The sequence below is a fragment of the Pseudomonas sp. WJP1 genome (genome assembly GCF_028471945.1).
GTDB lineage: Bacteria > Pseudomonadota > Gammaproteobacteria > Pseudomonadales > Pseudomonadaceae > Aquipseudomonas.
On record NZ_CP110128.1, the window covers coordinates 4,119,620 to 4,143,342 of the forward strand.

At 58.3% G+C, this 23,723-nt stretch carries 30 protein-coding genes; 5 read left to right on the top strand and 25 right to left on the bottom strand.

Features of this window, described 5'->3' with window-relative positions; all coding sequences use genetic code 11:
* The first annotated feature begins 86 nt into the window (after positions 1-86).
* From OH720_RS18320 to OH720_RS18335, 4 genes are all read left to right on the top strand, one after another.
* On the top strand, positions 87-365 hold the full coding sequence (locus tag OH720_RS18320; RefSeq protein WP_272602333.1) for a hypothetical protein: 279 nt from the start codon (positions 87-89) through the stop codon (positions 363-365).
* Complete coding sequence (locus OH720_RS18325) at positions 365-619, top strand: hypothetical protein (protein WP_272602334.1); 255 nt, start codon at positions 365-367, stop codon at positions 617-619. Before OH720_RS18320 ends, OH720_RS18325 begins: the two co-directional genes overlap by 1 nt.
* Entirely contained in the window at positions 616-864 is a 249-nt protein-coding gene (locus OH720_RS18330; RefSeq protein ID WP_272602335.1) for a hypothetical protein, read from the top strand. Before OH720_RS18325 ends, OH720_RS18330 begins: the two co-directional genes overlap by 4 nt.
* A gap of 143 nt (positions 865-1,007) precedes the next feature.
* Positions 1,008-1,721, top strand: coding sequence for an SOS response-associated peptidase family protein (locus tag OH720_RS18335; RefSeq protein WP_272602336.1), 714 nt, complete (start codon positions 1,008-1,010; stop codon positions 1,719-1,721).
* Positions 1,722-1,827: 106 nt separating this feature from the next.
* On the opposite strand, the gene OH720_RS18340 is transcribed toward OH720_RS18335, so the two are convergent.
* Positions 1,828-2,379, bottom strand: a complete 552-nt coding sequence (locus OH720_RS18340; RefSeq protein ID WP_272602337.1) for a glycoside hydrolase family 19 protein — start codon at positions 2,377-2,379, stop codon at positions 1,828-1,830.
* Between the two features lie 206 nt (positions 2,380-2,585).
* On the opposite strand from OH720_RS18340, the gene OH720_RS18345 reads away from it, so the two are divergent.
* Positions 2,586-3,668 carry an acyltransferase family protein gene (locus tag OH720_RS18345; protein ID WP_272602338.1) on the top strand — a complete coding sequence of 361 codons (1,083 nt, stop codon included), beginning with the start codon at positions 2,586-2,588 and terminating at the stop codon, positions 3,666-3,668.
* Positions 3,669-3,676: 8 nt separating this feature from the next.
* Here the strand turns inward: OH720_RS18345 and OH720_RS18350 are convergent, their stop codons facing one another.
* From OH720_RS18350 to OH720_RS18465, 24 genes are all read right to left on the bottom strand, one after another.
* Complete coding sequence (locus OH720_RS18350; RefSeq protein WP_272602339.1) at positions 3,677-4,036, bottom strand: phage tail protein; 360 nt, start codon at positions 4,034-4,036, stop codon at positions 3,677-3,679.
* Complete coding sequence (locus OH720_RS18355) at positions 4,033-4,368, bottom strand: hypothetical protein (RefSeq protein ID WP_272602340.1); 336 nt, start codon at positions 4,366-4,368, stop codon at positions 4,033-4,035. Before OH720_RS18355 ends, OH720_RS18350 begins: the two co-directional genes overlap by 4 nt.
* Positions 4,368-5,501, bottom strand: coding sequence for a phage tail protein (locus tag OH720_RS31705; RefSeq protein ID WP_336299049.1), 1,134 nt, complete (start codon positions 5,499-5,501; stop codon positions 4,368-4,370). Before OH720_RS31705 ends, OH720_RS18355 begins: the two co-directional genes overlap by 1 nt.
* A gap of 24 nt (positions 5,502-5,525) precedes the next feature.
* Entirely contained in the window at positions 5,526-6,185 is a 660-nt protein-coding gene (locus OH720_RS18365) for a hypothetical protein (RefSeq protein WP_272602341.1), read from the bottom strand.
* Entirely contained in the window at positions 6,182-6,535 is a 354-nt protein-coding gene (locus OH720_RS18370; protein ID WP_272602342.1) for a hypothetical protein, read from the bottom strand. The genes OH720_RS18365 and OH720_RS18370 overlap by 4 nt, the downstream gene beginning before the upstream one ends.
* A complete protein-coding gene (locus OH720_RS18375; RefSeq protein WP_272602343.1) occupies positions 6,532-9,597 on the bottom strand; it encodes a phage tail tip fiber protein in 3,066 nt (1,021 codons plus the stop codon). The genes OH720_RS18370 and OH720_RS18375 overlap by 4 nt, the downstream gene beginning before the upstream one ends.
* Positions 9,594-9,992: a DUF6950 family protein gene (locus tag OH720_RS18380; RefSeq protein ID WP_272602344.1), complete on the bottom strand. Its 399-nt coding sequence runs from the start codon at positions 9,990-9,992 to the stop codon at positions 9,594-9,596. Before OH720_RS18380 ends, OH720_RS18375 begins: the two co-directional genes overlap by 4 nt.
* 2 nt (positions 9,993-9,994) lie before the next feature.
* Positions 9,995-10,597, bottom strand: coding sequence for a hypothetical protein (locus OH720_RS18385; RefSeq protein WP_272602345.1), 603 nt, complete (start codon positions 10,595-10,597; stop codon positions 9,995-9,997).
* A complete protein-coding gene (locus OH720_RS18390) occupies positions 10,597-11,181 on the bottom strand; it encodes a hypothetical protein (RefSeq protein ID WP_166618805.1) in 585 nt (194 codons plus the stop codon). Before OH720_RS18390 ends, OH720_RS18385 begins: the two co-directional genes overlap by 1 nt.
* A gap of 19 nt (positions 11,182-11,200) precedes the next feature.
* Positions 11,201-14,449, bottom strand: a complete 3,249-nt coding sequence (locus OH720_RS18395; RefSeq protein WP_272602346.1) for a phage tail tape measure protein — start codon at positions 14,447-14,449, stop codon at positions 11,201-11,203.
* 314 nt (positions 14,450-14,763) lie between these two features.
* Entirely contained in the window at positions 14,764-15,093 is a 330-nt protein-coding gene (locus OH720_RS18400) for a hypothetical protein (RefSeq protein WP_272602347.1), read from the bottom strand.
* Between the two features lie 40 nt (positions 15,094-15,133).
* Positions 15,134-15,622, bottom strand: a complete 489-nt coding sequence (locus OH720_RS18405; protein WP_008061040.1) for a hypothetical protein — start codon at positions 15,620-15,622, stop codon at positions 15,134-15,136.
* A gap of 53 nt (positions 15,623-15,675) precedes the next feature.
* The gene (locus tag OH720_RS18410; RefSeq protein ID WP_272602348.1) at positions 15,676-16,062 is read right to left on the bottom strand and encodes a DUF3168 domain-containing protein; all 387 of its coding nucleotides are present in this window, start codon (positions 16,060-16,062) and stop codon (positions 15,676-15,678) included.
* Positions 16,055-16,633: an HK97-gp10 family putative phage morphogenesis protein gene (locus OH720_RS18415; RefSeq protein WP_272602349.1), complete on the bottom strand. Its 579-nt coding sequence runs from the start codon at positions 16,631-16,633 to the stop codon at positions 16,055-16,057. Before OH720_RS18415 ends, OH720_RS18410 begins: the two co-directional genes overlap by 8 nt.
* Before the next feature lie 5 nt (positions 16,634-16,638).
* Positions 16,639-16,806 (bottom strand): hypothetical protein, encoded by a 168-nt coding sequence (locus OH720_RS18420; RefSeq protein WP_008061046.1) that lies wholly within the window; start codon positions 16,804-16,806, stop codon positions 16,639-16,641.
* Between the two features lie 9 nt (positions 16,807-16,815).
* The gene (locus OH720_RS18425) at positions 16,816-17,148 is read right to left on the bottom strand and encodes a head-tail adaptor protein (RefSeq protein WP_442967201.1); all 333 of its coding nucleotides are present in this window, start codon (positions 17,146-17,148) and stop codon (positions 16,816-16,818) included.
* A complete protein-coding gene (locus OH720_RS18430; RefSeq protein ID WP_272602351.1) occupies positions 17,148-17,489 on the bottom strand; it encodes a head-tail connector protein in 342 nt (113 codons plus the stop codon). Before OH720_RS18430 ends, OH720_RS18425 begins: the two co-directional genes overlap by 1 nt.
* 1 nt (position 17,490) lies before the next feature.
* Positions 17,491-17,826, bottom strand: a complete 336-nt coding sequence (locus tag OH720_RS18435; RefSeq protein ID WP_272602352.1) for a hypothetical protein — start codon at positions 17,824-17,826, stop codon at positions 17,491-17,493.
* Between the two features lie 53 nt (positions 17,827-17,879).
* Positions 17,880-19,070 carry a phage major capsid protein gene (locus OH720_RS18440; RefSeq protein WP_272602353.1) on the bottom strand — a complete coding sequence of 397 codons (1,191 nt, stop codon included), beginning with the start codon at positions 19,068-19,070 and terminating at the stop codon, positions 17,880-17,882.
* 69 nt (positions 19,071-19,139) lie between these two features.
* Positions 19,140-20,003, bottom strand: coding sequence for a head maturation protease, ClpP-related (locus tag OH720_RS18445; RefSeq protein WP_272602354.1), 864 nt, complete (start codon positions 20,001-20,003; stop codon positions 19,140-19,142).
* A gap of 2 nt (positions 20,004-20,005) precedes the next feature.
* The gene (locus OH720_RS18450; RefSeq protein ID WP_272602355.1) at positions 20,006-21,316 is read right to left on the bottom strand and encodes a phage portal protein; all 1,311 of its coding nucleotides are present in this window, start codon (positions 21,314-21,316) and stop codon (positions 20,006-20,008) included.
* Positions 21,309-21,470 (bottom strand): hypothetical protein, encoded by a 162-nt coding sequence (locus OH720_RS18455; protein WP_272602356.1) that lies wholly within the window; start codon positions 21,468-21,470, stop codon positions 21,309-21,311. The genes OH720_RS18450 and OH720_RS18455 overlap by 8 nt, the downstream gene beginning before the upstream one ends.
* Positions 21,467-23,155 carry a terminase large subunit gene (locus tag OH720_RS18460; protein ID WP_272602357.1) on the bottom strand — a complete coding sequence of 563 codons (1,689 nt, stop codon included), beginning with the start codon at positions 23,153-23,155 and terminating at the stop codon, positions 21,467-21,469. Before OH720_RS18460 ends, OH720_RS18455 begins: the two co-directional genes overlap by 4 nt.
* Entirely contained in the window at positions 23,156-23,650 is a 495-nt protein-coding gene (locus OH720_RS18465; protein ID WP_272602358.1) for a terminase small subunit, read from the bottom strand.
* Between the last annotated feature and the right edge of the window lie 73 nt (positions 23,651-23,723).

The window sequence follows — 23,723 nt, forward strand, 5'->3', positions numbered from 1 at the left end:
TCCCACTCCCCCCTAGACTGGGTGATCACGACCCTTGGTCCTGAATTTTACGCAATGACGGTCACACACTCGAAAGGACGCGCCCCATGTACGAGCCATTGACTGACCCTGCCGCTATCGAGGCGGCCAATCAATTTTTCGATGACCTGATCGCCATGGCGGACTTTAAAGCACAGCTTCCGCTGCTACGGCCGCAGGTCGAAGCGTTTCGTGTTGAGGCGTTGACCCATGCCGGCATGCTGAGCACGCAAAACCAGCTGCGTGGCTTCCTCTGGGGGCTGGTGGTGGCCGGCGTTTTGAATCCTAACCAGGGCCACGAATTAAGCCAGCGCCTGGATATGGGCCGACAAGCCGGATGGTTGTGATGAGCAGCGGCAATCCCACCAGTGACCCTCTGGAGCCACTTAACCTACCAAGTTCGATCCGCGTCCAAGCGGACAAACTCCTGCTCGCGATCAGGAGCGGACGCACGCTGCCCGACACATTGCGCGCTGCAGACCGCGCCGAAGGCTTTGCCTTGGGTCTCGACACCGTGCGCGTACTGCACGCCATTGATGTTGAAGGGCTGTATCGGGCGTTTGATGATGCCGCGCAAATACGCTTGGCCGAACTCCTATGATCGGCGAGGCGATTCAAGAGGACGTGTTGCGCGCCCTGGTCGAACAACACGCGGTGCGCGAGTGTCTGGTGGCCAAGATCGACGGCGGCCCAGCGTGGGGCCTGGCGATCCGCCTGGGCGGTAGCGGCGCGCGCTGGGTGCCGGTGCGTTCCAAGCGGGAAAAGATTCGCGCCTGGGCCAGTCTGACCGCTGTGGGACGCTTTGCTGCCGGTGTTGGGTTGCGGGGGTTTATGGTGGAGCTGTGAGCGCCGTAGGCGCTCTGCTCAAGACTGACCCGACTCGCCACGACGGTTTCGCTTCAGGCAAAGACTGCCCTGCGCTGGCCGAGGATTGGTAACGAAGTCCTTTGGCACTGGTCTACCCTGGGTGCAGCAGAGAAAGCTCAATCATGTGTGAACGTCTATCCCAATATCGCGGCATCCAGGACTTCGTCGCCGCCCTCAACATGCCCAATGCCCTGCTCAACTATGTCGGCGACCTGCCGTTTGAGTGCTACAACGCCGCGCCGAGCACTCAACTCGCGCTTTTTCACCAAGAGGGGGAATTCCTGCGCGCCGACCTGGTGCGCTGGGGCTGGCGCCCGCAATGGGCCGACAGCGCCACGATGCCGATTGATGCCCGCGTGGAAAAGGTTGCCCAGCGCCCATTCTTCAGAGCAACCTGGCCACACCGGGCTATCATCGCGATCGACAACTGGTTTGAGTGGTTGAATGAAGGCGGCCCCAAAAAACAGCCCTACCTGATCCGCCACCGTGACCGAACGCCAATCCTCTGCGCCGCGATTGGCCAGTACCCGATCGGCGAGCACGAACCGGGAAAGTATGATGGCTTTGTCATCCTCACCGCCGACAGCGCCGGCGGCATGGTCGACATTGACGACCGCCGGCCGGTGGCGCTGTCAGCGGAACTGGCGCGTGAATGGCTGGACCCGGCGACGCCCAAAGGACGCGCCGAGCAGATAGTACTGCTGGAGGGAGAGCCGTCTGAGGCGTTTGAATGGTTTACCGTGGACCACGCGGTGGGCAATGTACGAAACCAACAACGCGGATTGATCCTCCCCAAAAGGAGACCTCAAGCAGGCGATAGACTGGATAACGGCTAATAGTTAACTTGGGCGGATGTCAGGGTGGTTGATGCTGACCAACATCTTGCCTTTTCAGCGGAGTTTTGCCGATACCTTCATACGCCTGCCGGAGGCAGGAGCGGACTCATTTCAGCACCTTCAGCGCGGCGAGGTAGAAGGATCGGCGCTCGGCCATTCCATTCGTGCCGCCATTGATGCGCCGGGTGATGTCTACGAAGTCGCCTGCATCAGCCAGCGCGTTCAGGTTGCGAGAATTCCAGAACCAGGCCGCCGACTTGCAAGCCCACTCGGCCTGCTCGAGCAGTTCAGGTGTGCGCAGCAGGCGGTCATCTCCGAACAGGGCTTTGCTGCATGCGAGGTAGTTGTCGCGGCCGGTGACTTGGATCAGGCCGCGGCCTCGGTACTTCTGCCCGTCGCCGTCAGCCTCGGGCGTGTTGCCCAGGCGCTTGGCCAGGGTGCCTGTGTCGTACTTGCTCAGGTACTGGTCGCCACCCAGCTCGCGCACGTAGCGGAACTGACCGGACTCATGACCGACCTGGGCAATGAAGGAAGCCATGCGCAGGCGCGTGTTGATCTGGTACTTGTCCATGGCCAGCGTGAGCGCGGACGCAAAAACGCCGGCTTGTTTGCCGGCGCTCGGGAGGATCTGCAGCAGCTGCTGCTGGGTGATGGGCATACTTTTCTCCATGCGTAAAAAAAGCCCGCACGATTGCGGGTGTCGCTGCATCACGCAGATGGCTGTTTGTTGTATTGGCGGCCTATGGCAACAGCTGGTGGCATTTAGCCAGAATTATCGTGTGGTTTTGTAACGTTCTGCGTACAATGCCGCGAAAAACAGCGATCATCGCTTAAACCTTCACACTTCTAAAAATGGGCAATTGAATGTCAGCAGCCAATGGTGGGCGCTTAGTATTTCTGGATTACATGCGGGTTTTCGCATTTATCAGTGTACTAGTTGGCCACAAATTCGCGGAAGAACTCAGCGCCGCAGTTAACAATCCTGCACTTCATATCACTACTAGATATTTTTTTGAGGCGCTAGTACCGCTGTGCATTGGGGGTGCCGCTGGTGTAGTTGTTTTTTTTCTTACCTCTGGCTACATCATAACCCACGTCTTACAAAAAGAAACACCTACCGACTTCATTATCAAGCGAATTTTTCGGATATACCCACTCTTCATATTTGCAGTACTTTCCGAGACATTTATGGCATGGTATTTCCACGAAACTCCGGTTCCGCCGCTGTCAGTAATGGTACCGAGATTATTGTTGATCGGAGATTTCTTCGATATTCCAAACGCACTGGCTGGCGTTGAGTGGACACTTCGAATTGAAATACTTTTTTATATCCTTATGGCGACTTTCAAATCCGCTGGATTATTCACAAGCCAAAAACTACTACCTATAGCCTATCTGATCGTGGCCACCTGTCTTTACGTAATTCCAGCATTCCCTGAAATTGGGCATTGGAACGCGGCGTATGTAAACACCTACTCTCTTTTTCTCTTCATCGGATCCTTGATTTATTTAAGCCAGCAAGAACTCGCCAACAGGAAAATATGCATTGCTGTAGGGTCGATACTGAGCTTGATGTTTCTGATAAAAATTTCGAACATTCAGCCAGGCTGGAAGGAAAGCAATTACGCGATCATCGCGCTGGCTTTGTTCCTGGCCTCGCTTTACTACGGACCAAAGCTTCAGGACGGACGCGCTCTTAGAGTTATTTCCGACCTAACGTTTTCCGTTTATCTGTTCCACAACTGGCTTTGGGAGTACATTTCCACTCCTGTGCAGGGTCTTGGATTTACCGGAATTAGCTCTAAGCTCATTATATGCGCGTTGCTCTTTGCTGTTTGCTACGCTCTACACCAAAGGATTGAAAAGCCTGGGCTCTCACTCGGAGCTAAGGTGCTCAGGCTCAGGCATGCCAGAGTAGAAGCTCGCGAACTAGTCAGTGGGACTTAAGGCCTAGCCTATGATCGAATGACCCCCTCTGGGGCTGCGGCAATAAATGGCACGGCTGGCTCAGTTGGCCACACTGGGATAGCCGGCCATGCCGCCTGAGCGGTCACCTTGCCCAGTGCGAACTTGTAGGTTTTCCAGGCTTTGAGATTGATCAGCAGCGCAGCCTGCTCAGCCTCGTCTTCCTCAGTCGCTTCGCCGGCATCAATGCCGTAACCGAGCGTATCAATGCGATCCTGGATGCGTGCGATCTGAGTTACAGCCTTGAAGTTCCTTGCTGACAATTCTGCCTTCGCAACAGCCAGTTGATCTGCTTGGGCAGCAGCATCCTTCATGGCTTTGGTGATGAGCTGGGTCCAGTCGATATTCATGCCTGCACCTCGCTCGCGGTTTCGCTCGGGACTTCTGGCAGCGGCAACGGAAACGCAACCGGGCCGTCAGGTACGTTAAGCAACGGAACCGGGAAAGCTTGTTCAGGGCTATAGTTCCAAGGGTTAGGCAAAATCAAAGTTAGTTCAATCGCACCGTCAATCCTATTAACTTCACCGGTAAACCATCCTGAAGAAATGGCGTCTGCGGGCAAAGTGTCGCCTTCCCCAACTGGAGAAAAGTCGAAGTCTTCCCCGTTAATTGTTAAAACATCGCCCGTCTTGATAACTTCGAGCGTGTCATCACGACGATTCGGGCTAAGCATTATATTCATTAAAACCACCTTCCTACGGCTAAATAGTCTATTGACAGAATCATTGCCCCTCTTGAGATTTGTGTAAACACATATCCGCTTGGCCATTGCGTTGTTGAATTCAAGAGTGTGGAGCCCGGCACAAACCAGCCTTCACCTGTCTCCAATGAGCCCTGTATGCTAATAACAGGTGCTGCAATGAATGTTGCAGGAAAGTTTTTAGCCCCTTCACCAGATCCACCAAAAAATAGTGAACCTGTCGGACTACTCATCGTGCGGATAACTGCGTATTTGTACCTACAAATTAGCGTACCATCCGCAAATTTAGTAAACGTACCATTCGCGTTTGACCCCGCTTCTACTACTTTGCCGGTCGGCACACCACTAGTTTGCGAAACTGTTCCTACAGCCCCAGCGCCCATAGATGTGGCGCCTGTACCACCGGACGACTGCGGGATAGGCGCGCCTGTGACAGTGAGGGTAGGAACTGTGAGCAGCCCGGCATATGAGTAAGACATTGTTGGTCCGGTGGCAGAGTTATCAGCGTTCACTGATCGCCACGTAAAGCCCCCATTACCACCACCTCTGTTGACAATGAAATGCCCCTCACCTTGGGATGAAGAGTTCCATCCCATGTACATTCCCTGCGTGCTAAACAATGCAGCCGCTAATTGAGCCGAAACTTCAGAGAACAAGGCTCGACCGTCTGTTCTGCCCGTTCCACCCTTGTTGATTGGAAGCGTGTTTTCAGTCGCAACAGAGCCAAGACCAAGCCCTGTCCGAGCATCCGCCTGGCTTGTACCGCCAGTGCCGCCTTTCGTGACTGGCAATATGTCGTAGTTGCCGGTGGTGCCGAGTGCGGCCAACTTAGTACCGTACTGGTTCACCAGTGCCCGCAGCGCATCGGCCGAATCTTTGACGTAACCCTGCATGGGCGCCAGAGTGTAGATGCCCGCTGCATTGGTCGCACCCTGATAGTTCGGCGAGATCGACAAGGCCGTGTCGCTGGCAATGTTGGTCACTTCGTACCAGGCGCCGTCTGGGCCACGAAAGGCATCGCCGACCCGGCTGTTGGCAATGAATGCGGTTCCCGCGCCGAGCACAGCATTGGAATTTTGGGTGACAGAGACCGTTCCTGATTTGTACCAGGGCATTGAATATCTCCAGAAATAAGGTGCTCAGGCCAGTAATTTGGCGCAGAGAAATGGCCGGTGACCTTGGTCAGTCCAGGCGTTTGTTGCGAGGCTGTACATGAGGATTCGACTGTTGGCGTAATCAACACCCAGCGCGCAGCCGCCACCAGATGAGGCGTTGTGGCAGTTCATGGCGAACGGATTAAGGGAGATGTACTCCCCCGCCCCAAGTAGCTTGCTGATGCTCCAGATGTAACGGCGCCCCACGGTCAGCACCTCGTCGCCGACATACGTCCAGTTGCCGGCGGCGAAGGTCACCACCACCGCTGGCGCACCACTGTCATAGACCAGCGCGGTGTTCTGATCCCACAGCTGCATTCCATACATCGCTGTGCCCATGGCGGCCCAAGCGGCCACGAAATATTGACCGCTTAGCGTTGCAGTAACGTTGGATGCCTTCATGGTGAAGCCGGTCCAGTTCCCCGGGCCGCCGGTGAACCACACAGATATGGGTACCTGGATGCCCCCCGCATCAGGCCGGACGAACACCAGCGGCGGATCCTGGCTGGTGATGGCCCTGGCAAACACCCCCGACGCATTGGTCGTCCCTGAATACGACCCTTTAGTCAGCATGCACAGCCGTGGCGCTTCCGCGTCGATCTGAACAAAGGAGTTGTCGTTGAGGCTTTGGAAGCCATAGCTCATGTCGAAAACTTTATCGCGTATGCCTTGGCGACAATCCTTGTCTGGCCAACGGACGCCCCAGCAGAAGGGTTTTTCGGCAGAACAGTCACCTGCCCTGCGGCGGTGGTGACGTAGGGATAAGACTTGGAGTTGCCCAAGCCGTCGTTCTCTGCCGATTGCACATCCTGCGCCCTGGTCGGAATGATCATGAAGACGCAGTTGGCCGGGTTGAAGCCCGGGATGCTGAGTGAGTAGCTGGGCGTGGCACCGCTGAAATCGATCACGCCCTGCCAGATCACCTGGTAGGTGAAAGTCGTTGTAGCCATGGAGAGGTTGCCGTTTTCATCCCAAACCATTGCTCCATCAATCATGCGGTCAGATCTCCCAGCTGGACGCGCTTCACTCCATTCTGGTCGTAGACCTTGATGGCACGGTTTGTCATGGTCAGACGGCCTCCACCCGGGCTTGGTCCGTTGAATTCCAGGTTTCCAGCCTTATCCAAGCGCCAACCTTGGACCCCAGCAACGTAGTTATCAGATTGCAGATATTGGCCAATCTTCAGCATGGTGATACTGCCGTCCTGAATGAACGCCGAATTCATGAACACCTGCCCACCCTGCACCGCAAACGGAACCGAGATGGCGCCGCCGGCGATGGTGTTGACGATGGCGAAACGGTCCGCGCTGACCAGGAACTGGCTTTGCAGGCCTGCGGGAGTGTTCTCGATCCCAAGCCCGATGCCTGCTGCGATGTACTGCCCGGTGGAGGTGCTGTACTGCATCTTCACCGACCAGGTCGCAGCCAGCTTGCCGTTCACGTCATTGATGATCGAGGAATTGGCCTCGATCAATGTTTGCTGCTGGCCGATCTGCGTGCCTTGGTTGCCGACTGTCGTGCCCAACTGGGTGATCTGCTGAGCTGTGGCTTGCTGGTTCGTCACCACGACCTGTTCAAGCGTGGTGATGCTGGACTCGTTGACACCAACCTTGGCTTCGAGCGTCGTCTGCCTGCTCGCCATCGCCTCATTTTGAGAGGCGCGAACTTTGGTTTCCGTGGCCGCCGATGCAGTGCTGTCCCAGCCTTTCAGTGCGTCCGCCAGCTCGCCCTCACCGTTGTCGTCGCGGGAAGAAGCCCGAAGCGCTTCAAAGGCAGTCGCCTGGGCTGTGACCGCACCGTCAAGCTCGGTGATCTCGGCGGTGTTGGTCGCCACTTGCTGAGCAAGACCATTGGCCGTTTCGACCGACTGCCCGACATCCAGCCAGTAACCAGCGTTCGGTGGTGGCGTGTTGATTGGAACCGGGCCTTTGGCCTGAAAGATGCGGCCGCCCTCCACGACCATCTGGTTTTTCTCGTAAACCTGATCCGGCTTGTAACCGGTCAGGCCGTCGAGCGCATCGATTTGCGCCTGAAGCCCGGGGATTTTCTCGATCTCGGAAAGCAAATCCTCGGCGAGTTCCGTCTCGGTGATCCGGCCTGCCAACGCTGCCAGGTACGCCGAGACGTCATTGGAGGTCGAGGTCGGCACGTACAGGAACGAGCTCTTGCCATAGGCATTCGACGAGCGCACGAAATAGTAGTAGTTCGTGTAGAACTCCAGCCCGGTGTGGGTGAAGGACAGCCCCTGCCCCAGATAATCAGCATCGTTCGCTGTGGCCGTCGGCGACGTGCTGAAGAAATACTCGTAGGTGCCGCCATTGAGGCCGTTCTGTGTGTTCTGCGGGATCAAAACGATGCTGTCGATCGAGGACTGCACCACGCAGGATTCAGGGATGGGCGGGCCGTTGATGCTGACGGAGATGCTCGCCTCGCCGGATCGCGCCATAGGCCCCAGGGACGCCACACTCATCGTGTAGTTGCCTGAAGGCAGCCCGTTGATTGCGCACTGAGTCGATGTTGCCGGTACCGAGTGCGACTGAACAGCGGTCGCGCCTTGGCGAACGATGACGACGTAGGACGACACAATCCCAGCCGGCGGCGTCCAGGACAGGGCGCCTTGCACGACCTCAGCCCCGGTGTTCTGCGTCCAGGTCAGCCCTGTAGGAGATCCCAGGCCGCCAGTCGGTAGATTAATGAAGCCCAACGGGTTGTACGGCTGGCCTACGGCATCATCGAAGATTGCCACCTCGTACTGCTTGACCTGGACTGTGCAGCCTTCGCTGTCGCCCATGGACCAGTCAGAGACGATGAATTCACCGAGGATGTTCAGCGATGGCAGATTGACCCGTACCACGCGACCCGGGCGGCAGTTGTAGCCGGAAAAGTTCATCGGGATGCTGATTGCACCGCCAGCGCGGCGTCGGCGCAGCTCCATGTTTGCCAGGCGCTGGGCCTGGTAAGGATCCGTGACGTAGGAATACGTGAGCGTTTCCGCCGCCTCGCCGCCATCCTCCACGACCCATTCGGCAACGCTGACTTCCGGGTAGTCAGTTTCGGTCCATGATTGCGAGGGATCAATGAAGGTGCCGCGAACGGTGTTGATCGCCGAGTCATTGGTCGATTCAGTGCTGCCCGTGACCGTGCCAATCACCATGTCTTCAGTGATTTCGAAGTCGTACGGGCCGTAATAGGCCCCGGCCTGGAACATCCAGCGGCCACCCACGCGGATCAGATGCCCACCAGATGCCGCTTCAAGCTTCTGCAAAACACCGGTGCGCTGTTCATCCGCGCCAATGACACACCCGCTCCGGTAGCGCTGGCTGGTTGATCCGTCAGCGTTGGTCAGGGCCTCATCACAGACGTTGGCCGCACTGGCGAACGTTTCGAATACGATCTCGTCATCCGGCACGCCGCATCGGGCACGCAGAAACCAGAGCAGATGCAGCGCGGTGTTTGCGCTGTAAACGGCGGTGCCAGTGCGAGGGTCGTAGATGTCATTTCGACCGCGAACGACAAACCGCGTGTCCGGAATACCCGAGGGGAATTTCTCGGCGCTGTACTGCAGCGACACGCGAACAAAAGAAAGTCCCCGTCCGATCTGACTGTCCTTCCAATCTGGGCAGTTGGCTTTAAGGAAGGCATTCACCTGTGTCGGGTTCACCACCAGCTCGTAGCTGGCCAGGGCGCCGAACGAACTGATCTCTTCCTCGCCAAGGTAAATGTTTTCCAAGGCGTCGATGGCGCCTTCGCACAGCACGTAGACCAAGTGCAGCCATTCGCCCTCACCCTGCGCACCTGATTGCTCCTGCGCCCAGACAAGAACGCCGCCGGTGGAAACCCGGCCAAGGATGAAGCGCGCCGGCGCCTTGGAGGATCGTACGGTCTGTGCTGACGGCTCGTTGTCGCGCAAAGGCGACTTGGTGTTGAGCTTTTCCTGCTGTTCGGCTGCGTAGAAGGCAAGCGCCGCGCCAGCGACAGCGCCCCACGGGCCACCCTGAAAGCCGCCGATGACAGCGCCGACCGCGACCTGAGCAAGTTTCTTTACGCCGCCACTCATTCAACCCTCCACGCGGCCAGTGGCGCGCATTCGACCCGGGCTGCGCCGTCGTCGGTTGTTGCCCAAAAATCGCCAGCCCAGAAGACGGCCATGCTTCGGCCGCCGGGTGCGTCGTACATCACCACGTCGCCGCGCTGGATAAAGGTCAGCGGAATTCTTACAAAACAGGCGTCCCATGCAGATTCAAGGCTGCCGTGCTGCTTCTTTAGCAGCCGCTTTGCCCCCGTCTCCGTGGTGTACTTGCCGCGGTATTGCTCGGCCGGATCTACGCCGCACACCGCCGTCGCGCAGTCAGCGGCGAACAGGCAGCAGTCAAATTCGCCCCATGAAAAAGGCCGCTCTTGGGCGGCCTTGATCACGTCGTTCAGACGGGTTGTCCAGTCTCGATAGCGCATGGCTAGCTTCCATAGGTGAATGTCGGTGCGTCCTTCTTCGAGCCCCAGTAGATGGGCCACTCGGACATTTGCGCGATGGCGTAGAAAAACCGGTCGCCGTCATGCCGCGCGCGGTGGTTTTCGTCGGTGAAGCGCTCGGTGCCGGTTCGGCTCCACTCGGCCATCCGGTCAACGACCGGGACGGTGATGCTGTTGCCGTCCTCGCCGTTACCGGAAAAGGAGAACTTGGAGGCATCCATTCGACCGGAAAACAGGATGTCCGCCGCGTAATTGCCAGCCTCGTCGAACACCACAAACATGACCTTGGCCATGCGCCCACGGCACCCGCGCACGTTCGTCTCAGACAGGATGTAGGAGTCCAGACCGCTGAGCGTCAGCTCGACGGACATCGGCGACCCAGAGTTGTCGCTCTCCTGCGACTGGCTGACCTGGCCGAAATTGCCCACGCCCTGATAGGTGATGCCGTCGACAACAAGGTCTCCGGTGCCGGTGTGCGCGAAGACCATGCCGTCGACAAAGTCGAGCTGCACGGCGTACACAGGCATGAACTTGCCCGTCGCAATGATATTCACCACGCTCTGGCTGAACGGGAATGCTGACGGCATCAGAAAGCCTCTCGAAACTGAAAGCTGCCATTGGCCACGACGGGCTGAACAGTCAGCTGATTGGTGTCATCCACTCGACGCATCTCGGAATAGGGGTTGCGATACTCAACGGCAGCCCCGGGCGTGATAGCCCGGCGAATTCGTTTGTTGAGAAAAACCTGGACCCGTCCCTGAACGTTCGATGCGGCGTCGTCCACCACCTCAAACATCTCACCGGCGATGGAGATGTAGTCGCCAAAAGAAAAGACCTTCTGGTTCGGCGTCACCCCGCCCAAGATCATGTTGGTGGCCTGGGCATTTGCTGTGACGACCACCGGTGCGCCAATGTTGTCGGATCTGGTGCGCGTGAAGGCTGGAATATTCACCGTCCCAAACATTCCCTGAAGGCGGCCAAGCAGCGCAGTGACTTCGCGCTCGTCCTCATCAAACAGGCCATCAAAACTGAGCGTGCACAACCAGTAGGCCCCCGGATAGCCCATGATCTGCTGAGCATTGGACAGCGTCGACGTGAAGGCTCGGTTGTTGTAGACCATGCCCCACGTCATTTGCGACGGCCACAACGCAGCCGGCCAAGCGATAGCCATGAAGTACTCCTACAGCCGTTTACCGGCGATTGATTAGCTGACGGGCTGGGCCGTTTTGTTTGAGGTCCTTGAGCATCATCTGGTAACCGCCCTCGGCACCGCGACGCGCAGCGTCCTGGATGCGCGCGAGCGTGGCTTCGTCAGCATTGCCCTGTACGGTGATGTGCTGCGTGATCCCGCCAACCGACACCGTTGCAGCGGATTCAGCGGCTGACGCCCCTGATCCGCCAATGGCCCGAACGCCGAGCGACCCGTCAGCAGCTCGGGTCAGCGGCATGATTGCCTCGGGGCCAGCTTCCGCGAAGATGCCGGCGCCCTTGGCGAAGGCGAAGGTCTGCGGCGTGTCGTAGACGCCGCCAGAATACGATGACAGGCTGGCAGAGCTGTAGACCCCACCTTTGGCGTTGGCCACCATCGCGCCTTCGCTGAAGCCGGTCATGGTTCCACTGCCAGCCCCCCAGCCCGTGAATGCGCTGAATGCACTGCTGAGGAAACCAGCGGCGGCTTGCCGAACCTGAATTCGGATCAGATCCTCAATGATCGAATCGGCCATGTCCTTGAAGGACAGCTTGCCCGTCTTCACGAAGTCGACGATGCCATCCTCCAGCCCACTGAAGGCACTGGTGAACAGTTGCTTGGTTTGGCCGGCCACATCGGCCGCTTGGTTGACGTAGTCTTGCAGTGCATCCGACGCACCGTTTGACCAGTTGGACTGGGCAGCATCCACCTGGCTGAAGTAGGTCTGTTGGGCAGCCAACCGCTTGCCGAGCTCATCCTGCAGAACTTTCGTCTCGCTGGCATAGAGCTCTGGCGAAATCTGTCCGGTGTTGCGTTGTTCGTTCAAGCTGGCCAAGTCAGCCGCGTACTTTTGCCGAAGCGCTAGATCCGCACGCATCCGGTCCCGGGCCTTGTCGCCCATCCCGATGCCGGCCAGCTCCTGATCGAAGCCGTCCTGTGTGGTCTGCGTGCCGGTGGCCTGCGCCGCCTTGAACGCGGTCAACTTCAGGTCATCTTCATTGGCCTTCTTGATCTTGTTCAGCGCGTCGAGTTCGGCGGCCATGCCCAGCAGCCGTTTTTTCTGCGCCTCGGTCAGCTTGCCGAGTTTGCCCTCCTGCAGCTCGAAGGAGAGCTTCGCAACCTCCGTTGCATCCTTCTGCTTTTCGCCGGTGGTGTTGATCAGCTCGATCTGACGTTTGTAGCCTTCCTCGGTCGACTCAAACGATTTGAGCTGCTGCTTGGCGGCTGACTCGCCTTCACTGGTGTTCTTCTTTGAGGCCTTGGTTGCGGCATCATCCGCCGCTTTCTGGGCGTCTTTGGCAGCAGCAGCCGAACGGATGGCGACAATCATGCCTTCCGTGAGGTCAGTGTTTTCCTCAATGAATCGGTTTGCGGCGGCCAGGCTGGTTTTGTCCTGAGCGGCGCCGAGTTGCTTCTGCAGTTGATCGAGGTATGCCTGGCCGATACCTGCCGCTTTCGCTTTGGCGGCTGCGTTTCCGCGCTCTGCACGCGTATTTTCGTCAGTCTCGCCGGTCAGGGCCGCAAAGGTCGCTCGTTGCTTATCAAGCTCCGCAGATAGCTCGGTGACGGGGCCTTGGCTTTCCTCAATGGCCTGCGCCATCGACTCAGTGACACCAGGCATAACACGGAGCTGGTCAGCGACGGCCTTCCAGTCGACAGTCATACCGGCCGCCTGATCTTTGGAAGCTTTGCGCACCAGTTCCAGAGCGCTCTGCGCCTCCGCCGGCAGCGGTGCCAGCCCTGTCATTAGACCATCGGAACCGGCAGCACCTATGTTCCGGAGATCATTCTCGAACTGGTCAGCGATAGCCCCGGATTTCTGCCCGAGGCGAGATTGCATGTCGTCGATTTCCGACTTCAACTGGCGAAGCGTGACCGATTGAGTGGCCCGATTCAGCGCACCGAAGCGCTCGATCAGCTTATCGATAGGGTCGGCGAGATCACCGAGCTTATCCTTCAGCACGTTGGTGTTATCCCGCAACGTCAGAAATGCCGTGGCCGCACCAATCGCGAGCGCCGCAATTCCAAGCGGCCCACCAAGGACGCCCATAATCACGCCGCTGGTACGACTCAACCCGGCCTGAGCGACAGCCACAGCACTCGTTGCACGCGCCTCCACCATCCTGGCCTCGGCCAACTGGATCGACATTTGAGTCTGTACCGCAGTGCCGCGCGCCGCGATGGCCTCTCTTTCGGCCAGAACCACTGAGGTCCGGGCCTTCTGCTGCTCGGCCTCAGCGGCGAGCAGAACAGCCGCAGCTTGCGCCTTTCGTGCGGCGGCATCTTTAAATGCGGCATATGTCGCCACGGCAGCGGAATTCGCGGAGCTCACCCCGTACCGGGTCAAGGCAGCGATAGCCGAAACAATGGCAATATCCGCCAAGGTTTCGAAGTTGTTGCCTAGGGCGCTAATCCCCTTGCCCAAGACGCCGGTGAAATCAGATGTCTCGTTCAGCCTGCCCATGTAGACGGTGAATGCGTTCGAGAGGTTCTGCACCGCATCGCGAACTGCGATGCTCATGCTGTCCGCCAATATTCCGTTTGCCTCTGCGGACTTCTGCAGGCCTTCGGTCAGAACATCCAGGCTGAGCTTACCCTGCGCCCCAAGGCTGCGGATTTCTTCGGCTGTTTTCCCTGTGGACTTTGCGATCGTGTCGACCACTGTCGGCATGGCTGCGAGAATCGACTGCCAGCCATCAGCTTCGACCTTGCCGGTTTGCAGCGCCTGCGAATAGGCGTCGATGGCTGAGCTGGCCTTGTCTGCCGTGGCCGAGTTAGTCACCAGCAGGAAGCTGAAGCTGTCCATCACATCCAGCGCCTGGCCGGTGTTGTAGCCCATCGACTTCAAACTGTCAGCGGTCCGGATGTATAGCTCTTGCGCTTCACTCAACGGACGATAGGTGCGCTTCGCGGTCTCCAGCAAACGCTGCTGCACCAGGTCGTATTCGCCGACACTGCTGGTGGCCATGCCGATGCGATCGGACATCTGTCCGTAGGAGTCTGCCGCTTCTACAATCTTGCCGATGGACGCAACGCCAATTGCCGCAGCAAGGGCGTTCTTGATCAATCCAGCGGCGCCTTCGGCGCTTTCACCCGCACGATCAAAGGCTTCGTCTACTTGCCCCAGACTCTTATCGATTTTGCCGGACGCCTGGGCCACGCTGGAGTCCGCACGGGCCATTTCCTGACGGAGTTGCGCCGTGGTCGCTTCGATGCGAACCAGCATCCCCTGAACGTCGGTATCCGCCACTGTTTATCTCCAATAAAAAACCTACCCTGGCGGGTTTTAGAAAGGGTGAGTGAGAAGTTAATCCCCCCTCGATTTGGTCCGGCCCATTAGCGCTTGCCGCAATTTGGCAGCAACCGTGGAAGGCTTCGGCTTTTCCTTCGGACCGGACGGCTTTCCGCCAAAAGGGTTGGTCATCTGGGCCCACTCGATCCTCGCATCCATCGCCAGGAACAACTCGGGGAGCGGCGTGTGCCAAGCCGTATCGGGTGACCATCCAAGCCAGCCCGTGGCCACCGCATACATCCGGTCAACGTAGCTGCCGTCCTGGACAGCGCTTACTCCTTCGCCGCCTTGTCCTTTCCCGGCACTGTACCCCGTGGGTTGTACAGCGCCGCCAGGTAACTGTTCAGCTGAACAGATACTTCAACCACCCCCGCCTGCCACACTTGTTCCTCGACAGCGTCAGCGTGCTTTCCAGCGAGGCCAGCACCAGCAGCAATGATTGCAGCGCAGCCCTCAACGCTAAGCGAGGTGATGGCCTGGGCTGCGCCCCGCAATCCGCCAAAGCGCGCTTCGATCGCGCGAACAGCGGCCAACGTTGGCAGCAGTTCATAGCTCTCATCGCCCATGGCGATGGTGGTCGTACCGTGCAGGGTTTTGCTCATGGATCAATTCCTTGGAAGGTTGGGGCCGGAGCCCCACCGGTCATGTCGGGAGGATTTCAAGGATGTCGGAGTTAATGCCGATGGTGACATTGCGGCGCACCACGTTGTCAGCGGCACCGGCAGCGACGGTGTTGTTCATGACCTTGCCACGCATGTAGAACGTGGTCGGGAGAATGGCCGGGGTTGCATCAGGATCGCCGTCATTCAGGGTGACCTTGATGTTGTAGTCACCTTTGCTGCGATCCTTGTGGGCAACTTTAAGCTTGGCCTGGCCTAGGTCGCCGTTGTCCAGGCCCACGGTCAGTGTCAGGTCGCCCGCATCGGCGGTCCCCTTGTATTTGCGAACACGACCATCGCGCAGGGACGTGAAGTTCACCGAGCTGAAAGTGTCGCCGAATTCGCCCAAGTCTTCGATCTCGCCGACTTCGACATAGGTGTCGGCCTTGTAGAGCGCTTCGGTATCGGCGCCGTTCTTGCTGCCGATCGAGAATCGGCAGCCGGCGGCGGTATTGAGGTTGTCATCGGCCATGGGGGTTCCTCCAAAGGCACATTGGATAAAGCCGCGAGGCGGCCGGATGTAAATTAATGAGTGGTGATAACGCGAACAGCGATCGAACCTTGATAGGTGACACCATCCGCATCGCGCTGAGCATCGGCCTGCTCAACTCTTACGGAGACAACACGGCCAACTGTCAACGGTAACCGGCGCTCGTCCAGGGCGGCGACGATCTCGCCGTTGATGCGTTTCACTTCCGCCTGGCCGTGAGCATCAGACCAAATCGACAGGTAGAGCATCCGGGTTTCGCGTTTACGGCCGGAGATGGGCCGAGTATTCACCGAGACTTCGCGATCAAACGAAATGTAAGGCATCGGCGTATCCATCGGAGCACCGTCGTACACAGGACACGAAACCTCAGCGTCCAGTCGCGCGACCAGCGCTTCCTGTAGTGCAACAGACGGATCAGCCATCGGTAATGCCCTCACTCGCTTTGCTCAATGTCCTTGCCACGGCGGCACGGATATTGGCCAGGACAACTTCCCGATTCACGGCCATTGCAGGTCGAAGCCATGGATGTGCGGGGCGAGCCGGAATATCCGGGTAGTTGCCGTAAAAGTGACCACCATCACTTTTGTTCTTGGTAGGTCGCTGGTTCAGGGCATTGCGGCGCCCCTTGAGTTGCAACTTATCCCGGTTGTTGGTGTGCTCACCGCCGATGGCGTTGGCATCAGCCCGTCGATAAAGCGCGCCGCTGTAACCCTTGGTGCCGTACTCAAGAAAGCGCAGATAGAAGAACCGACGCATGTCCTTTTTACCCCGGATGCCGATCTGCGCATCCAGGCCGCTTTTGGAAACGAAGGCTCTCAAAGCAGACGCAGCGGCGCCGGTATCTTTCGGTACCAACTGCCGCATGGTGGTGAGGATTTGGTCCGCTGACTCCTGCATCGCCGGGACCAATTCGTTATCCATCTTCAAATGAATGTTGCGCAATGTGCGCCGCAACTTGAAGTCCCCGGACATGCGCGAGCGACGAGTAGCCATGACCATTACTCCTTGGCTGCTTCGGCCTTTTTGGCCACCGGCGACTCGAGCACTTCGCGGACGAGCCCGCGGTTGACCAGTTCGGCACCTGTCTTAGCATCGACAGTGAACTCCTCGCCTTTGGATTTTTCGCCAGTGGCGCCGGACAGGTTGCCCAATGCAATTACTTTCATGGTTCACCTCTAAGAATGGGGGACGTTTGAACAGAGGAGTCGCAGCATCGAGCGGGCGTTATCCGGCAATACCGCCTCGATGAGGTAGGTCATGGCGATACCGCCGACCACATGCACCAGGCGATTGCCTGCGACCGCATCCGCGCGGGGTCGGATGCGAATTTCCGCCGATACAATCGCCTTCAATTGCTCGGCGACAGGGACGATGCGTCCGGTGGGCAGCGCGATATCGGCCCAAACCTTGTCGACTTCTGCCCAGGTGACCTCGAAGCCGGCAGATGAGTTTTTAACGCGCACCGGCTTTTGCATGGCACAGCGATGACGCAAGGATCCGGCTCTCACTACACCCCCCAGCCAATGCGATATGGCGTTAACAAAGATCGTGATCCCATGGGAAGCTCGGAAGAAATCGTACCGACGACGACATCTTCCCGGTTCGCGTAGAGACTGCCGGCGATCAGCAGGCACGCCGCGCGAATGGATGGGTTGATGACAATTGGCTTGCTGCCAGCAGAGCCATCCGACACGGCCGCAGCAAGCGACAGTTCATCCGCATAAAAGCGGCGGTTCAAAAACTGCGCCGCGCTGTCTTCGGCTGCCGCCAGAAGCAACTCCACGTGCGCACGATCGTCTTCCTCCGCACGTAAATGCTGCATTGCTTCGTCGATCGATACGGCGCTCATATCAGGCCTTTGGATCTTTGTCAGTCGCGAGGCCTGCAGCGATCAGCGAGGTCGCGTCATGCTTCGGCGAAAGATAACCGGCACCACCCCGGCGCCGGATTTCTTTGCCGTCCAGGTAGCTGCGCAGCGGGTAAATCATGATCGAGTTGTCCGACGCTTGTACGCTTGTAGCGGTGATCGCACGTGCATCGAGCGCGGCGATACCCATGGCAGTAGCGTCGCCGGGGATAACCTGTCCTGCATTTTCAGCAGCCGCTCCGCCAGCGGGAGACTTAGCCACAGTCGTATCAATGGCATTGTCATTTTCCGCAGGCGAGCTTGAAGTATTACGCGCCATATCGATCTCTCCTAAACGAGCAAGGCACTGAGCTGTGGCCTTTTAATTGGGGATTAAGCGGCAGTCAGGTCGCCGGTAACGAACGCTTCAGGTCGGTACACGGCGAACGCCAAGCGTTCTTCTGCACGGATGGTGACCATGTTGTTTTCGAAGTCCTTGTCGTTCTCGGTCGAGATGAGCACCTCGATGCCCATGCGGTCGAAGATCTGCGCAGCAAGGCTGAAGGCGCCGACTAGGAACTGGTCTTGGACGATGGCCTGGGTTTCAACCACCGGCAGGTTCCATAGGCGAGGTGCGGTGCCGTCCTGAGGTTTGCCGATGATGTAGCGACCCTCGCCGTCCTTCAGAAGCTCGATTGCAGCCCAGTCGATCGGGTTAAGAACCACGCCGGTCGATGGGAACTCAGCCAAGGTCGCCTGCAGCAGTGCCAGGCGAATGCGGTCGATGCGCTGCTCGGCGGCCACGGTGATTCCGGCCGGTGCGGCGTACGCTTGAGCTTGAGGAATGATGCCGTTCAGGTTATTGCCGGTACCGTTGCCATACAGCAACTGGGCTTCTTCGGCCAGCAGCAGACCGTAGCGCGCACGGGCGTCAATGTAGCTTTGCAGTGCGGCGGCATCATCCAGAATCTGGCGGCTACCTTTGAACAGGTGAGCAATAGTACGAACGTTCGCGTTCTCCAGCCCGAAGGTCAGGTCGCTGTACGGTTTGGCCAGGCCTTCGCCGACGATTGCGGCGTTATTGGTAAAGCCGGTCTCCCGGACGTACTCCACAGCGTTGCTGCTAGTCGTACCCGGCGCGACCAAGTCGCGAATAGTCAGGCGGCGCTGAGGGGCAATAATCACGCCGACGCGGTCAGGGGCGACCAGGGCGCCGCCGGTGGCAGTGGTGATGGCGGCGCGCGGAACCTCGACGCGACGCGAGCCGCGAAACGAACTGGTCACGCCTTCTTCGGTCATCTTGGCGGCCACCAGGTGACCAGCAGACTGCTGCACTTCTGGCTCATGCAGCTTGCCAGCATTGACCAGCTTCTGCTCCGCCTCCTGCACACGGGCTTGCAGCTCGCCTTGCTTGAGCAGCAGCTCATCCACCTTGCCACGGGTTTCCGCCTGCATCTCACCGGAAGCTTTGATTTCCTTCTCGGTGCGCTCGGCATAGGTTTTAATTTGATCGCCAACCGCTTTTAGGTCGGCCTGGGTTTGCTTCTGGGAGGCTTCGATTTGAGCGTAATCCGGAGCTGGCATTTTTTGGTCCTTTCAGAAATGAAAAAACCGCCATAGAGGCGGTAGGTAATCGGGTGTGGTTACAGCCGCTCAGCGGCTCGGGAACAAACTTCGAAGCGCTGACGCCTGGTTTGCGGTTTCTTCAAACGCGGATACATCAAGGGCAGCGCTGGGCATGCCCGGCACGACAGCGCGAAGCGTGTCGCCGCCAGCAGTGCTAGACGTGCTGGTCTTGATTTCGGAAATGAGTTTTCGCCGTTCGCTGCGAGGCATGCCGGACTTCGCCAGTGCCGCGTCGAGCTTACGCGCTGAATGGGCCTGCGCCCCCGCTTCGCGTGGTGCTTGCTCAACCTCGGTTGCGGAAATAAGACCGGTAGCGAATCCCTTCTCGACGGCGTTCGATCCGTTCATGTAGGTCTCGGCGTCGAGCATTTTCTCTACCGCAGCTTCCTTTTGCCCGCTGGTGTCTGCGTACAAGCTGATCATGGCGCGATCGAACTCCTCCATGGTGTCGGCCAATTCGCGGATGGCGTGCCGGTTGCCAGCGAAGTACGTCCAGCAGTTGTGGATCATCAGGAATGCGGTCTTGGCAACTTCGCGTTTGGCGCCTGCCATGGCGATAACGGATGCCGCCGAAGCGGCCAGGCCTAGCACCTTGATGGTGACCTCTTGCGAATGCTCGATCAGGCGGTTGTAAATCGCGATGCCTTCAAACATGTCGCCGCCTGGCGAGTTGATGTAAACGGTGACCGGCTTATCACCAATGGCCCGCAGCGCTGCGTCGACGCGCTTGAGGGTGACGCCCTCGCCGAACCAGTCCTCACCAATAATGCCGTACATGGTAATGGTGTCAGTCCCGGCTTCCAGCGCCGCGCGCAGATCCGGATTCCATAGATCGAGCGCGCGAGGGCTCAGCTCGCAGTTGAAACTGCGAGCATTGATATTCAGTGGCATGGTTACTCCTTATGGCCGAGCCAGCTTTTCAAGGCTGTCTGCGCGGCCTGGCCATCGGTGGATTCGCCCAGCTTGTCGATGGGGGTCAAGTTTGTTTGAACCGTTAGCACGCCTGCATTGCCGCCGTGCCGGGGGAGGTTCTCTTTTACCCTGCACTCGTCACGAGTCATGATGCCGTTCTGGGTCATCTGGCTATACCAGGCTGAGCGCCCGGCGGTGTCGGCTTTCAGGAATGCCTCAAGCGAAAATTCGGCGTAGTACGAAACGCGATCCGCCGGAGTCAACAATCGCTTGTTAACGCACTGCTGAATCTGGTTGGTAATCGAACTGATGCTAAAGGTCAGGAAGGCAATCATCTGCTGCTCGAGTCCGGTACCCCAGTTACTGCCCGCATCCGTTTTCCCCACCATCCATGGCGGAACGCCGAACCAGCGGCACACCTCTTCAACGCTGTAACCCCTGGACTCGAGCAGTTGAGCATCCACGGGATTAATCCCGATGGATTCTGGCGTGATGCCCTGCTCAAGCACTGGCGATCGCCCAGCATTCAAAGCCCCCGACACCTGCTTTACATAGTCGCGAAACTCTTCTCGCTGCTCCGGCTTGAGCACGCGATCAACCTTAAATGCCACCGCGGGAAGCAACCCGTTCTTGAAAGTTCCATTCGCGGCATCATCCGCGGACATTGCAGCACCGAAAACATCAGCGCCGTAGCGGATGGCCGAAAGGCCAATACGCCCGTCTAGGCTAAACGCCGGGATATGCAACATGTCCGAACGCTGGATCTGGCGCCGAGTGCCTTTTTTCGGGCGGTACCAATAGGTGATCCTACCATCCGCATCCAATTCCAAATCGACACGGCTCGGTAGCAGGAAATCTAAGGCGACAACTCGGTTACCTATCCGCAAGATTTCCGCAAATGCATTCCCGCGAAGGAGCATGGCGGCAACCATCGCCTGCCAGAATTGAAACGCCGTCATGTCCTCATTGGGGCTTGTGTGCACGATGTCATAGAGGCCAAAGTCCCGGGCATCCTTGCGTCCACCGTCAGCTTCGCGTCGATACACACCCATCGGCAGGCCGGCCACCGACGTCGAGATGATCCTGACGCAAGACCAAACCGCCGAGAGCTGCATAGCGTTGTCGACCGTAACGTTCTTGCCCGAGCTGGATCCGCCACCGAGGAACTGCCCCCAGAAGCCGCCGTCGCCCAAGCCGATCTGCCGACCGATCCATTCGTTCAGAGTGTGTCCCAGCGACGCACTCGGCTTGCGGGCCGCGCGGCCCAGCACGGCCGATAATGATTTAGTCACTGATCAGCCCCTTGCGCACAAATCCAGCGATCAGAATTAACGCAACGCCTCCGGCGATTAGCGCCCAGCCCAAGCCTTGCAGAACGTAAACTCCTGCAACGGCCGAACCAAACCCGCACAGCGCGAGCAGAATGAATACGTGCAATGGGTTCATACGATGATCGGGTTCCTAATGGCGGCCATGAAGTCATCGTTGCCCCGGCTTTCGGGGTTCAGAGAAATCAAGGTCACCGCGTTGAATAGAGCCATCAAGGGATCGATCTTGGCCGAGCCGCTGGCTTGCTTGGTGATCAGGATGGAGTTCGCGCGCGGCTCGACTTTCGCATTGCTGACACACCAGGCCATCATGGGTTGGCCGCCGTGCTTCATCCCGCCTTCGGCAAGCTTGCGTTCCGCCGTCTTGATCGCCCCGCCGAGCTTCCACCCCTGGCTGATAGCAACAATCTTTTCCGGGGGGATTTCGCGCTCGATCATCGCATCGTAGATCGCACCGATACCCACAGGGTCGACGCCGACCTTGTCCAGCAGGCCCGACTCTTCCACCTGTTCAACCAGGTCAGCCACCTCAAGCACGTCATCGCCTATTCGCTTTGACAGGGTCAGGTCGCCGTCTTTCTCAAAGTCGTGAAAACGAGGGGCTTCTGCCTTTCTTCGCTCGAGTACGGAGGGATGCGCCCAGGCGTGAGTCCATACCAACCAGTCACGGGTTCGTTTGTCCCGGCCCACGGCGGCGAAACCCAGTAAGTCGTCCAGGCCGCCGCCATCGATCCCGATGTCGATGACGTCGGATCGGGCAATCACATCGTCTAGGGTGAGCTTCTTTTCTGCTGCGCCAACCCAGTAATCAGCGCCTGCCCACCGGTCTGAGCGCAACGCGAGGCCGATCTCGACGTTAAGGTGCTTGGACATAAAGCCCAGCACCTCAGCCTCACCGGCCTCCTCCGCCTTTTTCATTTCCCGGATCAGGAATTTCTCGCTAACCGAGTACCCCATGTTCGGGTTGGTGATGTAGAAGTTCTCCGGCTTGCGGTGATCATCGGCCTCAAGGATCTTCTTCGGAAACTCGTAGATCACCGGCAGGAAGTTCGGATCGACGATCGTGCCGTCACGCACGCCCCGAGCGTACTGCAGCTTTTCGCGAAACACGCCCGCCGGGGGCTGGTCAGACTGCGTCGTAAGATAGATTACGAACCCTTCGGGCCGAGACGCGAGTCCACCGGTGGCTTCACGCAGCATGTTGGCCGCATGTGGGTTCTTGCCAAACAGGTGAAGCTCATCAACCAGGACGACGGCGGCCTTCTTCCCGCCGACTGTGTTTTGATCGGCGGCCACCACCTTCAATGTCGCCCCGGACTCACGATGGGTGATGGTCCGAACGTGATCCTGCACATGCAGCAGCGCCGAAAGCTCTTCGTCGTGTTTGACCATGTCGCGGGCCGGCGCGTAGGCGTTGTTCGCCACCTCGATCGTCGGTGCCAGGATGATGAACTCGGCTGACTGGCGCCAGTTCCGGATCAGCACCGTGAGCATGATCGCGGCAGCGATGGTGCTCTTTGCGTTCTTCTTGCTGATGAGGAGAAAGAACTCCTGAATTAGCCGCTCGCCGGTATTGGAGTTGTAAGCACCGAAAATGGCGCCGGCCAGGTCACTGATCCACGGCGCACAGGATTCGCCAATCAGCGGGCTACCCGGTGCGTCGACAATCCGCAGGTCATTCAGGACTTGCATGCACGCGGCTGCCTCGTCCGGAAACAGCGGCGGAAACGGAACCAGCGATTGTCGATTGATGATGCGCGACTCCCAGTCTGGGCACGCTGTGTCCCAGGTGGGTTCGTTCACTTATTTCACCGATCGCAAATGAGTTGGGGGTGGAGGTGCAGCGCCGAACTTGCCTTTGGCAGCCTTCTTCGCGGCATCTTCCTTTTCTTCTTTTTTGCCGCCTTCACCTTTACGCGGATGAATGAACGGCATGAGCGCTTTCGCTGCGTCGACCCGAAGCTTCGCGTCCGCGTCGTAGTCGTTCATGGTCGCGATCAAGAATGCTTTCGGATCGGTAAATGTCATCGCCGTGGAAAAGTCGAAAGAGGATTCGACATCACCCAGGGCTAGGTCCTCGGCCGGCGGTTTTTCATTGACCGGCCTGGGGCCGGCTTTAACATTTTTGTTAATGGGTGAAGAGGCCAATGCAGCGAGGACGTTCGGATGTTTGGCCAATCGTGACCCGGCGACCGAAGCGCTGGAGGCCGCATATCCTGCGGCTATCGCTGCATCTTTGTTGGACGCACCTCTCCTCACAGCGTCGACAAATGCACGCTGCTTGGTTGTTAACGCCATTAACAAAAAACCTGTGTGGGGGAAAAAATCTGTCCGTGCGGTCGGGGGCGGTGTCCTATGCAAAACCTTCCAC